The sequence below is a fragment of the Cognatiluteimonas telluris genome (assembly GCF_011320095.1).
GTDB lineage: Bacteria > Pseudomonadota > Gammaproteobacteria > Xanthomonadales > Xanthomonadaceae > Cognatiluteimonas > Cognatiluteimonas telluris.
Genome location: NZ_JAANOY010000002.1, coordinates 160,615 through 176,175 on the forward strand (window position 1 = coordinate 160,615; position 15,561 = coordinate 176,175).

The 15,561-nt window shown below is 66.9% G+C and carries 10 protein-coding genes; 1 reads left to right on the top strand and 9 read right to left on the bottom strand.

Translation table 11 applies throughout. The annotated features are described in order from the left end of the window. Positions 1–81: 81 nt before the first annotated feature. The 9 genes from lysS to dapB form a co-directional block, all read right to left on the bottom strand. Entirely contained in the window at positions 82–1,599 is a 1,518-nt protein-coding gene (lysS, locus tag G7B67_RS02495; RefSeq protein WP_166207292.1) for a lysine--tRNA ligase, read from the bottom strand. Between the two features lie 112 nt (positions 1,600–1,711). Continuing rightward, a protein-coding gene (gene prfB / locus G7B67_RS02500; RefSeq protein ID WP_166207295.1) for a peptide chain release factor 2 occupies positions 1,712–2,840 on the bottom strand; the annotation gives its coding sequence in 2 pieces (ribosomal slippage) (positions 1,712–2,764 and positions 2,766–2,840; 1,128 coding nt in all). A 161-nt stretch (positions 2,841–3,001) separates the two neighbouring features. Further along, on the bottom strand, positions 3,002–4,720 hold the full coding sequence (gene recJ, locus G7B67_RS02505; protein WP_166207298.1) for a single-stranded-DNA-specific exonuclease RecJ: 1,719 nt from the start codon (positions 4,718–4,720) through the stop codon (positions 3,002–3,004). Beyond that, entirely contained in the window at positions 4,717–5,682 is a 966-nt protein-coding gene (locus G7B67_RS02510) for a phosphoglycerate mutase (protein ID WP_166207301.1), read from the bottom strand. Before G7B67_RS02510 ends, recJ begins: the two co-directional genes overlap by 4 nt. Before the next feature lie 9 nt (positions 5,683–5,691). Then, entirely contained in the window at positions 5,692–6,156 is a 465-nt protein-coding gene (greA, locus tag G7B67_RS02515; protein WP_484482025.1) for a transcription elongation factor GreA, read from the bottom strand. 8 nt (positions 6,157–6,164) lie between these two features. After that, positions 6,165–9,407, bottom strand: a complete 3,243-nt coding sequence (gene carB, locus G7B67_RS02520) for a carbamoyl-phosphate synthase large subunit (RefSeq protein ID WP_166207307.1) — start codon at positions 9,405–9,407, stop codon at positions 6,165–6,167. A 37-nt stretch (positions 9,408–9,444) separates the two neighbouring features. After that, on the bottom strand, positions 9,445–11,319 hold the full coding sequence (locus G7B67_RS02525) for a S9 family peptidase (RefSeq protein WP_166207310.1): 1,875 nt from the start codon (positions 11,317–11,319) through the stop codon (positions 9,445–9,447). A gap of 46 nt (positions 11,320–11,365) precedes the next feature. After that, positions 11,366–12,490, bottom strand: coding sequence for a glutamine-hydrolyzing carbamoyl-phosphate synthase small subunit (gene carA, locus G7B67_RS02530; protein WP_166207313.1), 1,125 nt, complete (start codon positions 12,488–12,490; stop codon positions 11,366–11,368). A gap of 206 nt (positions 12,491–12,696) precedes the next feature. Continuing rightward, the gene (dapB, locus tag G7B67_RS02535) at positions 12,697–13,425 is read right to left on the bottom strand and encodes a 4-hydroxy-tetrahydrodipicolinate reductase (protein ID WP_166207316.1); all 729 of its coding nucleotides are present in this window, start codon (positions 13,423–13,425) and stop codon (positions 12,697–12,699) included. A gap of 381 nt (positions 13,426–13,806) precedes the next feature. On the opposite strand from dapB, the gene G7B67_RS02540 reads away from it, so the two are divergent. Continuing rightward, positions 13,807–15,312 (top strand): tyrosinase family protein, encoded by a 1,506-nt coding sequence (locus G7B67_RS02540; RefSeq protein WP_166207319.1) that lies wholly within the window; start codon positions 13,807–13,809, stop codon positions 15,310–15,312. The last annotated feature ends 249 nt before the right edge of the window (positions 15,313–15,561 follow it).

Genomic DNA, 15,561 nt, shown 5'->3' on the forward strand with positions numbered 1-15,561 from the left:
CGCTGCCCTTGGTCAACGTCAGTCACTCCCCGCGGCGGTCAGATGATGCCCTATTGCGGCGAACCTTGCCGCAACCCGCCGTCACGGGGTGGCGACCGGCCGCATGTAGGGGAACAGGAGCACGTCGCGGATCGAGGCGGAGTCGGTCAGCAGCATCACCAGCCGGTCGATCCCCACGCCGAGGCCCCCGGTCGGCGGCAGCCCCACCTCCAGTGCGCGGATGTAGTCCTCGTCGTAGTGCATGGCTTCCTCGTCGCCGCCGGCCTTGGCTTCGACCTGGGCGCGGAATCGCGCCGCCTGGTCCTCCGGATCGTTGAGCTCGGAAAAGCCATTGGCCAGTTCACGGCGGCCGACGAATAGTTCGAAGCGGTCGGTGATGCCGGGCTCGGTGTCCGACTCGCGGGCCAGCGGCGAAACCTCCACCGGGTAATGGGTGATGAAGGTCGGCTGGACCAGCCCGCCCTCGACCGTCTTCTCGAAGATCTCCAGCAGCAGCTTGCCCCAGCCGTAAGACGGCTTGACGTGGATCTGCAGGCGCTGGCAATGGCGCGCGAGCGCCTCACGGTCGCGGCAGTCGGCGGCGGAGATGCCGGGGTTCAGTTGGCGGACGGCGTCGTCCATCCTCCAGCGCCGGAACGCCGGGCCCAGGTCGATGGCATCACCTTCCCATTGCACGGCGGTGCGTCCCAGCACTTCGCTGGCGACCTCGCGGATCATCCGTTCCGTCAGATCCATCACTTCGTCATACGTGGCGTAAGCCTCGTACAGTTCGAGCATGGTGAACTCGGGATTGTGCCGGGTGCTGACGCCTTCATTGCGGAAATTTCGGTTGATTTCGTACACGCGCTCGAAGCCGCCGACCACCAGCCGCTTGAGGTAAAGCTCCGGCGCCACGCGCAGGTACAGGTCCAGGTCGAGCGCGTTGTGATGGGTGGTGAAGGGCTTGGCCGTTGCGCCGCCGGCAAGGTAATGCATCATCGGCGTCTCGACTTCGAGGAAGCGCCGCGCGTCGAGCCAGCGACGCAGTGCGGCGATGATCCGCGAGCGAAGCACGAACACCTCGCGCGCCTCGGGATTGACGATCAGGTCGACGTAGCGCTGCCGATAGCGTTGCTCGACATCGCTCAGCCCATGCCACTTGTCCGGCAGCGGTCGCAGCGACTTGGTCAGCAGGCGCAGGGTGTCGGCCTTGACCGAGAGTTCGCCGGTCTTGGTGCGCATGAGCGTGCCGGTCGCCGCGACGATGTCGCCGACGTCCCACCCCTTGAATGCGTCATAAGCCTGGCCCAGCGTCGTCGCCTGCAGGAACAGCTGGATGCGACCGGACACGTCCTGGACCTGCGCGAACGCCGCCTTGCCCATCACCCGTTTGGCGAGCAGACGCCCGGCCAATGCGACGCGCCTGCCCTCGCCTTCCAGCGCTTCGCCGGTCCAGCGATCGGCATCGGCGTAGGCGTCCTGCAGGTCCTGCGCGTAATCGGCGCGGCGGAAATCGTTCGGGAATGCCACGCCCTGCGCACGCAGCGCGGCGAGCTTGCCGCGGCGCTCGGCGACCAGGTGGTTTTCGTCGAGGGCTGGTTCTGGCGCTTGGTCGGTCATGGTCTGCTCGTCGTTGCCGCGCAGGAAGCTGGTCGTCCGACGACTGTCCCGGCATCCGAGGACGAGCGTCGGTCTTGAATCATCCCGCAGGCGGGAATGACGATATCGGTTGTCAGGTCGCGTCGCTGCGCTTGGATCCGGCCTCGAGCCCCGACTTCAGGCTCGCCTCGACGAATTCGTCCAGGTCCCCGTCGAGCACCTTCTGCGTGTCGCTGCGCTCCACGCCGGTGCGCAGGTCCTTGATCCGCGACTGGTCCAGCACGTAGTTGCGGATCTGGCTGCCCCAGCCAATGTCGGACTTGGTGGCTTCCAGCGCGTCCTTTTCGGCGTTGCGCTTCTGCACTTCCAGTTCGTACAGCTTGGCGGCGAGCATCTTCATCGCGGTGTCGCGGTTCTGGTGCTGGCTGCGGCCGGTCTGGCAGGCCACGACGGTATTGGTCGGGATGTGGGTGATGCGCACCGCGGATTCGGTCTTGTTGACGTGCTGGCCGCCGGCGCCGGAGGAGCGGTAGACGTCGGTGCGCAGGTCCGCCGGGTTGATGTCGATGTCGATGTCGTCCTCGACTTCGGGCGACACGAACACCGAGGTGAAACTGGTATGGCGGCGGTTGTCGGAATCGAACGGCGACTTGCGCACCAGCCGGTGCACGCCGATTTCGGTCTTGAGCCAGCCGTAGGCGTAGTCGCCGTCGACGCGGAAGGTCGCGGACTTGATGCCGGCGACATCGCCGCCGCTGACTTCCATCAGCTCGGTTTTCCAGCCGCGCGATTCGGCCCAGCGCAGGTACATGCGCAGCAGCATCTCGGCCCAGTCCTGTGCTTCGGTGCCGCCGGCGCCGGCCTGGATGTCGACGAAGGCCGAATGCGAATCCATCTTGCCGGAGAACATGCGCTGGAATTCCAGCGCATCCACGCCACGGGCGTAGCGCTCGACGTCCTCGACGATCGCGTTCGCGGTGTCCTGGTCGTCCTCGAGCTCGACCAGGTCGAGCAGTTCGTTCGCCCCGGCCAGGCCTTCGCTCAGTTCGCGGATGCCGTTGACGGTCTTGTCGAGCAGCGAACGCTCGCGGCCCAGGGCCTGCGCGCGCTCCGAATCATTCCAGATGTCGGGATTCTCGAGTTCGCGGCTGACTTCCTCCAGCCGCTCGACCTTGGCGTCGTAGTCAAAGAAACCCCCGTAACGCATGCAATCGGCTGCGAAGGTCGGCGATGCGCTGGCGGACGGGATTGAGTTCGATCATGGGCGACGAAGTTGGCGCGAAAGGCTGCAGATTCTAGCAGGCCGGCATCGCGCGCCGCCTGCCGGCAGGCCGCGACCGTGCCTGTAGCCCGACCACGCGGCTGCACGGCAAGTCACGCTGGCGCGATGGAATGTAGCGTGGCGCCGACTCCCAGGACGGTGCTACGCGCGCTCGCGGTGGACGACCACCAGTTGCACCGCATCGCCGCCGCGATACTCGTCCGCCTCGAGCCGGAACGCGAGCCGCAGGCGATCGGGCGGTGCCACGCCGGACCAGCCGCCGAATTCGATCGCGTTGAGGCGCCGGCCCTGCTGCAGCAATTCGAGCTTGAGGTGGCGCTCCCCGACGATGCGCCAGCCGGCCAACTCGAATTCGCCGTCGAACAGCGGCTCCGGATAACCCTGCCCCCAGGGGCCGCCGTCGCGCAGGGCGTCGGCGCTGGCGCGGGTGAATTCGTGCGCTTCGAGCGGGCCGTCGCTGGCGATCTCGTCGCGCAGCAGCACCGGGTCGAGCAGGCGCTGCACGGCGTCGCCCAGCGCCGCCTGGAAGCGCGGCAGCGCCTCCACCGCCAGGCTCAGCCCCGCCGCCATGGCGTGGCCACCGAACCGCTCGATCAGACCCGGGTGCGCGGTGTCGACCGCCGCGAGCACATCGCGGATGTGCAGGCCGGGGATCGAGCGCGCGGAGCCTCGCAGCCGCGTGCTGCCGGGCTCGGCGGGCGCGAACGCGACGGCCGGGCGGTGATGCCGCTCCTTGAGCTTCGACGCCACCAAGCCAACGACCCCGGGATGCCAGCGCGCGTCGTAGAGGCACAGCACCGGCGGCACCTCGCCCCCCGCGGGGGCGATGTCGCCCACGGCGATCTCCGCGTCGTCGGTCATCTGCTGCTGCACCGCGCGCCGCTCGCCATTGATGCGGTGGAGCGTGGCCGCCAGTTCGCGCGCATGGCCGGCGTCGTCGCTGAGCAGGCAGGCGATGCCGACCGCCATGTCCTCGAGCCGGCCGGCGGCGTTGATGCGCGGCGCCAGGCCGAAGCCGATGTCGCTGGCGCACAGCCGGCGCACGTCGCGACCGGCCACTTCCGCCAGCGCGTTCAGGCCCGCGCACCCCTGGCCGGCGCGCAGCCGGCGCAATCCGGCCGCGACCAGTGCGCGGTTGTTGGTGTCCAGCGGCACCAGGTCGGCGACGGTGCCGATCGCGACCAGGTCGAGCAGCGTGGACAGGTCTGGCGCGGGCGTGCCATCGAAGCGCCCGAGTTGGCGCAGGCGCGCGCGCAGGGCCAGCAGCACGTAGAAGATCACCCCGACGCCCGCCAGCATCTTGCTGGGGAAGGCGTCGCCGGGCTGGTTGGGATCGACGATCGCATCCGCCGGCGGCAGGGCATCCCCCGCCAGGTGGTGGTCGGTGACCAGAACCCGCCATCCGCGCGCTTTTGCCGCCGCGATGCCGGCATGGCAAGCGATGCCGTGGTCGACCGTGACCAGCAGGTCTGGCTGCAGCGCTGCAAGGTCGTCGACCAGCCCCACCGTCAGCCCGTAGCCGTGGACCATGCGGTTGGGCACAGCGTGCGAGACCCGCCGCGCGCCGAGCATGCGCAGGCCCCGCACGCCAACGGCGCAGGCGGTGGCGCCATCGCAATCGAAGTCGCCAACGACGACGATGTGCTGGTCGCGATCGATCGCATCGACCAGCAGGGCGATCGCCGCATCGATGCCCGACAGCAAGTCCGGCGGCAGCAACTGCGCCAGCCTGGGTTGCGCCTGTTCGATGTCCAATGCGCCGCGCATCGCATGCACGCGGCGCAACAGCGCAGGCACGTGCTCGGGCCATGCGCCGGGGACCACGGAGTCGCGACGCCGGATGCGCCTGGACACCGTCATGCCGCGTCTCCACGTGCAGGCTGCCGCGAAAGACCGGCCAGCGGCTTTCGCCAAATGCGCCAGCGCTGCGACCGCTCGACCAGGCAGACACTGCCATCGGCGAAATCCAGCACAAGCCGTGACACGATGCCCCGTCGGTTGCACCGCAATGCCGGTAGCAGCCAGTCGCCTGCGATGCAGTCGAGATCCCGCGCGTCGCGAAGGTCGAGCAGGGTGTCGAGTACTGGATCGGCAAAGCCCGCCCTGGGCGCATGCCCGACTCCGGCGGCGCGCGCGAGAGCCACGAGCATGGCGTCGTCCGACAGCACCATCCGCCCGGCGCAACGCACGGCATCGGGCGAGGCGCCGGCGCCCCAGAACCACAATGCATTGATTGGCGGCTTTCCGGCCGCAATGCGCCGCGCATTCCATGGATGGTTGTGCAACGTCACCTGGATGTCGCTGTCCAGCGCGCGCCAGCGCCTGGCAACGGCATCGCTCTCGCGCGGCATGAAGTCGAACAGGTCCGCTCCCAGGGCATCCTCGGGATCCGCGAAGTCGGGCAACGTGGAACCAGTTGGCATCCGCAGGTACCAGCGCGACGGATCCGGCGCGTCGAGCGCGAAGCCGGCATCACCGAACACCGGGCGCAAGGCAGGCAGGAGCGCATCGACATCCGCCTGCGTGGGCTGCAGGCGCCCGCCGCAGGCCATCAGGCGCGCGCCATTGATGTCAGGTCGGACCCAGGCCGGATCGGCGCGCAGCCAGGTCGCGCCGGCGACGTCGCCGACGTCCAGTGCGCGCGTCATCGCCGCCACTGGCCAGCCTCGCGGGATGATATCGAAGCTGCGCTGCAGTTGTGCCCGTTCGCCGGTTTCGCCATGCGCATGCCAGTCCGCCCGCCCCAGCGCCTTGCCGAGCGTCGGCGGCAGGGAACCGGGAAGCCGTTCGCTGGCCGGCAACAGCAGCGTCAGCGTCGGCATCCGGCGCGATCAGCCGAGGTAGCGGACGCCGACGATCTCGTACTCGCGTTGCCCCGCCGGCGCATCGATCGTCACCGCATCGCCCTCGAACTTGCCGATCAGCGCGCGCGCCACTGGCGACGAGATCGCGATCATGCCCTGCTTGATGTCCGCCTCCAGGTCGCCGACGATCTGGTAGGTCTTCTGCTCGTCGGTCTCGGTATCGGCCAAGTCCACCGTGGCGCCGAATACGACCTTCGAACCGGCGTTGAGGGTGGCGACGTCGATCAGCTGGGCGTTGGACAACTCGGATTCGAGCTGCTTGATGCGGCCTTCGATGAAGCTTTGCTGGTCGCGCGCGGCGTGGTATTCGGCGTTTTCCTTGAGGTCGCCGTGCGCGCGCGCTTCGGCGATCGCGGCGATCACGGCCGGACGCTTCACCGACTTCAGTTCTTCCAGTTCGGCGCGCAGGCGCTGGGCGCCCTTGACCGTCAATGGGGCTCTCATGGCTCCAGTTCCTCGTGCAGTTCCTGCAGCGACCACACGGGGCCGCTGTCACGGTAATCCAGCGAATGCAGCAGCGCCTTGGCTCCGGCAATCGTCGTCGAATAAGTCACCCGTTGCTGCAGTGCTTCGCGGCGGATCGAAAACGAGTCGGCGATCGCCTGCCGGCCCTCGGTGGTGTTGACGATGTAGGTGATGTCGCCGTTCTTGATCAGGTCGACGATGTGCGGGCGGCCTTCGATCACCTTGTTGATCTGCTCGCAGGCCAGACCCTGCCCGCGCAGGAAGTTGGCGGTGCCGCGGGTGGCGACCAGCGTGTAGCCACGGCTGACGAGGTCGTGGGCCACGGGGATGACCCGCGTCTTGTCCGGGTCGCGGACGGAGATGAAGGCCTTCCCCGGCGCCGGCGGCTTGATGCTCGCCGCCTCCTCGGCGCGCGCGAACGCCGCCCCGAAGCTGCGGCCCACGCCCATCACCTCGCCAGTCGAACGCATTTCCGGTCCGAGGATGGGGTCGACCCCCTGGAACTTGGCGAACGGGAAGATGGCTTCCTTGACCGAAAAATAATCCGGGATGATTTCCCTGTCGGCGCCCTGCTCGGCCAGCGTCTTGCCTGCCATGCAGCGCGCGGCGATCTTCGCCAGCGGGCGCCCGGTGGCCTTCGAGACGAAGGGGACGGTGCGCGAGGCGCGGGGATTGACCTCGAGCAGGAAGATGCGGTCGTCGCCGTTGGCGTCGGTCTGCACCGCGAACTGGGTGTTCATCAGGCCGATGACGTCCAGCGCCTTGGCCAGTGCCACGACCTGCTCGCGCAGCGCCGCCTGCGTTTTCGGCGACAGCGAATACGGCGGCAGCGAACACGACGAATCGCCCGAATGCACGCCGGCTTCCTCGATGTGCTCCATGACGCCGCCGATCAGGACATTGCCGTTCTTGTCGGCGATGACGTCGATGTCGACTTCGACCGCGTTGTCGAGGAAGCGGTCCAGCAGGACCGGCGAGTCGTTGGACACCTTGACCGCGTCGCGGATGTAGCGCGACAGGTCGGCGTCCGAATGCACCACTTCCATCGCGCGCCCGCCGAGCACGTAGCTCGGACGCACCACCAGCGGATAGCCGATCTCGCGCGCCAGTGCGATCGCCTCGTCGGGGTTGCGCGCGGTGCGGTTCGGCGGCTGCAACAGGCCGAGCTTCTCGACCAGTTGCTGGAAGCGTTCGCGGTCCTCGGCCAAATCGATGGACTCGGGCGAGGTGCCGATGATCGGCACGCCGTTGGCTTCCAGTGCCTTCGCGAGTTTCAGTGGCGTCTGCCCGCCGTACTGGACGATGACGCCCTTGGGCTGCTCGACCTCGACGATCTCGAGCACGTCCTCGAGCGTCAGCGGCTCGAAGTACAGGCGATCGGAGGTGTCGTAGTCGGTGGACACGGTTTCCGGATTGCAGTTGACCATGATCGTTTCATAGCCGTCCTCGCGCAGCGCGAGCGCGGCATGCACGCAGCAGTAGTCGAATTCGATGCCCTGCCCGATCCGGTTCGGCCCGCCGCCCAGCACCATGATCTTGTCGCGCGTGGTCGGGTTCGCCTCGCATTCGTCCTCGTAGGTCGAATACATGTAGGCGGTGGTGGTGGCGAATTCCGCCGCACACGAGTCCACCCGCTTGTACACCGGACGCACGCCGAAGGCCTTGCGCAGCGCGCGCACCGCCGACTCGCTGGTGCCGGTCAACTGCGCCAGGCGCGCGTCGGAGAAGCCCTTGCGCTTGAGCGCGCGCAGGCGGCGCGCGTCCAGTGTGTCGAGGCCGCCGGTGGCGACTTCGCGCTCGATCGCGATCAGTTCCTCGATCTGGTCGAGGAACCAGGGGTCGACGAACGACAGCGCATGCACGTCCTCCACGCTCATCCCGGCCCGGAAGGCATCGCCGAGGAAGAACACGCGCTCGGGACCGGCTTCCTTGACCTCGCGGCGCAGCTCGGCCAGTCCGGTTTCATCGCTCAGGTCCAGGCCGGTCGGATCGAGCCCGACCTTGCCGGTTTCCAGCCCGCGCAGCGCCTTCTGCAGCGATTCCTGGAACGTGCGCCCGATGGCCATCACCTCGCCCACCGACTTCATCTGCGTGGTCAGGCGCGCATCGGCCGCCGGGAACTTCTCGAAGGCGAAGCGCGGGATCTTGGTGACGACGTAATCGATGCTCGGCTCGAACGAGGCCGGCGTCAGGCCGCCGGTGATTTCGTTCTTGAGCTCGTCCAGCGTGTAGCCGACCGCGAGCTTGGCGGCGACCTTGGCGATGGGGAACCCGGTCGCCTTCGACGCCAGCGCCGAGGAACGCGACACGCGCGGGTTCATCTCGATCACCACCACCCGCCCGGTCTGGGCGTTGATGCCGAACTGCACGTTGCTGCCGCCGGTATCGACGCCGATCTTGCGCAGCACCGCGATCGATGCATCGCGCAGGCGCTGGTATTCCTTGTCGGTGAGCGTCTGCGCCGGTGCGACGGTGATCGAGTCGCCGGTGTGCACGCCCATCGGATCGAGGTTTTCGATCGAGCAGACGATGATGCAGTTGTCCGCGGTATCGCGAACCACCTCCATCTCGAACTCCTTCCAGCCCAGCACCGATTCCTCGACCAGCACCTCGCTGGTCGGCGACAGTTCCAGGCCGCGGTTGACGATCTCGACCAGTTCCTCGCGGTTGTAGGCGATGCCGCCGCCGGTGCCGCCCAGGGTGAAGCTGGGGCGGATGATCGTCGGATAGCCGACGCGCGACTGGATGTCGAGCGCCTGCTCCAGCGAGCGCGCGACTTCCGCCTTCGGGCACTCCAGCCCGATCTCGCCCATCGCCACCCGGAACAGCTCGCGGTCCTCGGCCATGCGGATGGCATCGCGCGAGGCACCGATCAGCTCGACGCCGTACTGTTCCAGCACGCCGTGGTCGGCGAGATCCAGCGCGCAGTTCAGCGCCGTCTGCCCGCCCATCGTCGGCAACAAGGCATCGGGCTTTTCCTTGGCGATGATCTTCTCGACCGTCTTCCAGTTGATCGGCTCGATGTAGACCGCGTCGGCCATTTCCGGGTCGGTCATGATCGTCGCGGGGTTGCTGTTGACGAGCACCACGCGATAGCCCTCGTCGCGCAGCGCCTTGCAGGCCTGCGCGCCCGAATAATCGAACTCGCAGGCCTGGCCGATCACGATCGGCCCTGCGCCGATGATCAGGACGGTCTTGATGTCGGTGCGCTTGGGCATGGTCGGGCTGGGTCCGTGTTTCCTGCTGGGCTGGCGGTCAGTGCTTCGCGCCGGGACCGATGTACTTGTCGAAGAATCCGAGCATCGTCTCGTACAGGCTGATGTTGTGCTCCGGCAGCTGGAAGCCGTGCGGTTCCTTCGGCTCGATCATGACGATCTCCGGCTTCTTGCCAACCTTTTCCATGCGGTCGACCAGCTCATGGAGGTTCTGGATCGGCACCCGCACATCCTTGCCGCCGTGGGCCAGCATGACCGGCACCTTGATCTTCTCGACGTTGAACGCGGGAGACTGCTGGTGGCGTTCGGTGAGCGTCGCGGGAAGGACCTCATCGAGGTAGTTCTTGCCGAAGTCGGACTCCGCGGTGTCGCTGGAGGTGCGCTGGATCTCGAAGTCGTAAACGCCCGCGTAGCCAACGGTGCATTTGTACAGGTCGGGCTCGCGCTCGACGCTCATCAGCGCGGCATAGCCGCCATACGATCCGCCGTAGATGCAGACACGGTCCTTGTCGACGATTCCGTTGGCGACCAGGTAGCGGACCGAGTCGGTCAGGTCGTCCTGCATGAGGGTGCCCCACTTCCGGTATCCGGCACGCTGGTAGGCATCTCCATAGCCACCGGAGCCGCGGTAGTTGATCTGCAGGACCGCGTAGCCGCGATTGGCGAAGAGCTGAACCTGGGGCTCGTAGGCCCAGACGTCGCGAACGCCATGCGGACCGCCATGCGGGTGCACGATCAGCGGAAGGTTCTTGCCGCTGCTTCCTTTCGGGATCGTCAGGTAGCCGTGGATGGTGGCCCCGTCGCGGGTCTTGATGTTCACCGGCTGCATGGCGGACATCGCCGCCGGATCGATCCACTCGCGCGACGACAGCAGGTAGGTCGCCTTGCCGGCCTGGGTGTCGTAGAGGTACGACTCCGGCGGCGCACGGTCGCTGTAGGTGCTGAACGAGACGAAGCGTCCGTCGTCCGAGATGCCGTTGAAGGCAAGCGACTTGTTCGGAAACGCATTGATCAATCCCGCATAGACCTTCGATTCTGGATTGGTCTTGTCGACGAAGTCCCAGCGCGGCAAGCCATCCTGGTACTGCACCGCAAGCAGCGTCTTGCCATCGCTGGAAAACAGGTAGTCGAACGGATCGACCACCGGATCCGAAGACAGCGCGGTTTCCGCGCCGCTCTCCGGATCGACGCTCACGACCTTCGCGGGGCCGCCATTCTCGTCGCGCAGCATGATCACGTGCTTGTCGTCGGAGGCCATCGCCACCGGGCTATAGACGCCCGCCTGGCCCTTGGCGACCTCGTGCACCAGCGTCCAGCTGTCGCCGTCGCGCCGGTAGACCACCGAGGAGCCATCGCGCATCTGCCCGACGGCGTAGCGCACGTTGTGGTTGTGGTCCAGCACGAAGTCGCCGTAATCGATCGGCGCCGTCGCCACGGTCACGGTCCGTCCGTTATTGACGTTGAGCTTGAAAAGGAAGGCGTTGTCGATCGATCGCTCGACCAGGATGGTGTCGGGGTCTTCGCGGGTCAGGCTGACGATGTTGTAGTAGGCGCCGTTGGGAATGTCGATGCGTCCGGTCCCGTCGATGTTGGACGCGTACATGTCGCCCTTCTGCACCCGCTGGTCGAGGCTGCCGAGCTTGATGCTGACGTGGAACAGCAATCGGTGGTCGTTGGCCCAGGCGACGCCGTTGAAGTGGCGATTCACGCCGTAGTCCCACTTGCCGATCAGCTTCATGTCGGCGATCCGCAAAACCGCCAGGACGCTGCGGTCCGACTGCGGGACGACCACCGCGATGTGCTTGCCGTCCGGGGACAGCGTCACGCCTTCGAAGGCGGCTTCGCGGAAGAAGTCACCGATGGGGATTTCCTTGGCCGCGGCGAGCGAGGAGACGGCGACCAACCCCAACAACATCCATTTCAAGAACTTCACAAATCCCCCTTTTGGAGTCGAACGCAAATCAACGGGTGTGCATCAGTGACACGAAACGATCGAACAGGTACGCGACGTCGCGCGGGCCCGGCGACGCTTCGGGATGCCCCTGGAAGGAAAACGCCGGCGCGTCGGTCAACGCGATCCCCTGGTTGCTGCCGTCGAACAGCGAGCGATGGGTGACGCGGGCGTTCGCGGGCAGCGTGGCCTCGTCGACGGCGAAGCCATGGTTCTGGCTGGTGATCAGGACCCGGCCCGTGTCCAGGTCGATGACCGGATGGTTGGCGCCATGGTGGCCGAACTTCATCTTCAGCGTGCTCGCGCCCAATGCAAGGCCAAGCAACTGGTGGCCCAGGCAGATGCCGTACAGCGGGATCTTCCGCGCGATGAACTCGCGGGTCGCGGCGATGGCGTAGTCGCACGGTGCCGGGTCGCCGGGGCCGTTGGACAACAGCACGCCATCGGGCTTGAGCGCGAGCACCTCCGACGCAGGCGTTCGCGCCGGGACGACGGTGATGTCGCAGCCGCGGTCGGCCAGCATGCGCAGGATGTTGAGCTTGGTGCCGAAATCGTAGGCCACCACGCGATAACGACCGTCGGTGCGATTGAAAACATTGCGGTCCAGGTCCAGCGTGCCCGCTTGCCATGGATAGGACTCCCTGGCACAGACATCCTTCGCCAGGTCCATGCCTTTGAGCCCCGGGAACTTGCGCGCCGCCTCGATCGCGGCATCGACATCGATGGAATCGCCGGCCATCAACGCGCCGTTCTGGGCGCCGCGATCGCGCAGCAGTCGCGTGAGCTTGCGGGTGTCGATGCCGGAGATCGCCACCACGCCGCGCTGCGCGAGCCATTGCGGCAGTGCGACCTCGTTGCGCCAGCTCGATGGCCGCCGCGGCACGTCGCGGACGATCAGCCCAGCGGCCCAGGCACGGGTGGATTCGTCGTCCGCCGCGGTGCAGCCGGTGTTGCCGATGTGCGGGTACGTCAGGGTGACGATCTGACGGGCATAGGAAGGATCGGTGAGGATTTCCTGGTAGCCGGTCATCGCCGTGTTGAACACGACTTCACCGACCGCCAGTCCTGGTGCGCCCACGGATTCGCCCTCGAAGAGGGTGCCGTCTTCGAGCGCAAGGATGGCGGGTTGGGTCACGGGCATCGCCTCGGGCTGCGGTGATCCTTCGGCTGTGCCGCGCATTGCGCAGGCTGCAGCAAGGCACGGACGCGGTGTGGACCGGTCCGTGCTGGCGGAAGGTGCCAGATCGGGGAATCAGGGCGAGCGGGAATTCTACCGGCGCATGGACGCCGACGCCAGCGCGGCGACGCCGGCACCGGATCGGCCCACCCCGGCGACAGGGGTCAACCGATCACGTCGGCAAGCGAATAGCGGCCCGGCGCGCGTCCCGCGAGCCGCACGGCCGCATGCAATGCGCCGCTGGCGAACACGTCGCGGGTGCTGGCGCGGTGGACCAGTTCAAGGCGTTCCCCGTGCCCGGTGAACTGCACCAGGTGCTCGCCGACGATGTCGCCGGCGCGAAGCGAGGCATACCGCGGGCGGCCTCCCTGAGCCTGGACGGCGTCCCCGAGGGTCAATGCGGTGCCTGAGGGCGCGTCGCGCTTACCGGCATGGTGGGACTCGACGATGTCGCAGTCCCAGTCCGGTAGCGCATGCGCGGCTCGGGCAACCAGGTCGCGCAGCACGGCGACACCCAGGCTGAAGTTGGATGCCCACAGGATCGGGATCCGCCGGGCCGCCACTTCCAGCGCGCCGCGTTGCGCGTCGTCGAGGCCCGTTGTCCCCGAAACCAGTGATGCATTGCGCTCGAGGCAAACGGCCAGCACCCCATCGAAGGCCTGGGGAAGGCTGAAATCGATCGCGACATCGAAGGCGGGTACGGTGCCGAGTTCATCGCCCCCGTAACGCGGCACGCCCTCGAAGACCCGCTGCCCCACCGTCCGGGAAACCGCAGCGACCACATCCATATCCGTGCGCGCGGCCGCCAATCGAAGCAGCGCCTGCCCCATGCGTCCGTTGGCGCCGTGGATCAGGATCCGGCATGGGAGTGCATTGGTTCTGTCGTCGTTCATCTTGTCAGGCTAGCGGTCGGGTGCCGCGCCCACAAGCGGTGCACGGTCCTGGCCATTGCGCGTGCAGATGCCCTCGCATTTTCCCCGCCAACGCGGAGTCAGCCTCCTGAATGGCCCGACGGCCACCGGACGCGGAAGCCGCGCGCTTCCGGGCGAAGATTGACCTTGCTCTCACCCCACACGCGTTTTCATAGCTGCGTAACGAAATCACCACGTGGCCCGAACCGCAGGGCGATGCCCTCGCGATCCGGCCGACAGGGTGCCGCGATCCAGCGCCGTTGCCTACGCCGCTTCGCCTGATCAATGCAATACGACGCTGGCCAGCCACACGGTCGCCGTCGCCGCCGGCAGTGCTGCCGGCGTCAACAGGGAGAACGCAACATGAGTTCCATCAGCCGCCGCAGTTTCGTCAAGGGCCTCGCCGCATTGCCGCTGGCGATGAGCATTCCACGTCGGGCGATGGGGGCCACGCTGCGCATCCGATACGACATCGCCAGTCCGGAGGGCGCGCAGATGATGGCCCTGTATGCCGACGCCGTTGCCCGGATGAAGACCATGGGGCCGGACAATCCGATGAGCTGGATGTGGCAGTGGTATACCCATTTCGTCAACGGCACCACGAGCAAGACAGCCGAGATGGATCGTGTCTTCGGCACCACGAATCCCACCGGCCGCTCGCTGGCGGATGAAACCTGGAATACGTGCCAATCCCACTCGGGGCAGAACTCCAACAACTTCCTGCCCTGGCACCGCCTCTACATCTACTACTTCGAGCGGATCGTGCGCGAGATCTGCGGCCATCCGGAATTCACCCTGCCGTACTGGAACTACACCTCGTCCGATCCCGCGCAGCGCGGCGTCTTGCCGATCCAGTTCCGCATGCCTGACGATCCGTTGTATTCCAGCTTGTACGTCGACACGCGCGGTTCGCTGGCCAACAGCGGCCAGCCGATCCAGACCAGCCAGCCTGGCGACCCGATGGACATCACCGACCCGATGCTCAAGACCAGCTACAGCACGGTCGGCAGCGTGCAGGGCTTCTGCCGCGCGGTCGACAGTGGCATCCACGGACGCATCCACGTCCTGACCGGCACCAGCAAGGACATGGGCGCGGTCCCGTACGCCGGCCAGGACCCGTTGTTCTTCGTCCACCACGCCAATATCGATCGCATGTGGGCGAGCTGGAACAAGAACGGCGGCAGGAACCCATCGACCACCGAAACCTGGACCCAGCGCAGCTTCGTCTTCGCCGACGTCAATGGCGCGCGCGCGTCGCGCAAGCTGTCCACGGGCTTCAGCATTCTGGGCATGGGCTACGACTACGACGTCAAGATCCCCAAGCCCGCGGCACCTGAGACCACGTCCACGTCCACGATGACCATGATGGCCGCAGCCGCTGCTGGCAGCAGCGCGCGGTCGACCCTGGTGGCCAAGTCGGGCGGCGCGGCCCACCTCGGCACGACAACCGTCAAGGCGCGCCTGCTGCCGGTTGCGGGCACCCGGTCCACCCGTGTACTCGGCCTGGATCCCAGCGACGGGCGGCATACTTACCTGGTGGTCAAGGACCTGCACACCTGGTCGCAGCCGGAAGTGCTGTACCACCTGTACCTGACGCCGCCCAGCGGCAAGATGGGGCTCAGCCCGGCCGTCTACGTCGGCGCGATCAATTTCTTCGACGCCGAGTTCCACGACCATGGCAACATGAAGATGGATACCGCGCTGGGGGAGAACTTCTTCAGCTTCGACGTGACCAGGGTGCTGCAGGCGATCGCGCGCAGCGGGGATCCAAGCGCGGCTGGCGCCCTGCAACTGAGCTTCGTCCCGGGGGGCAAGGCCAACGCCAGCGCCAAGCCGCTGGTGGCGACGATCGAGTTGGTGCGCCAGTAGCACTGCAAGCCTCGTTCCGCCGCATCCATGAGGGCCGCCAGAGTGCGGCCCTCTTTTTTCGTGCGCGGGCGTCACGGGATGGCGTCCAGCATGGCCGCATGCCCACGATGCGAGCAGGACACGCAGCAGCCGTTGCGATGCCGTCATCGGCGCGCCTGTGGATCGCCGTTGCAACCGTCGGTGGCGCGGCGCTGGTTCGCACGCGCTGGAATGCCAGTTGCTTGACCTGCATCAATTCGATGACCCGGC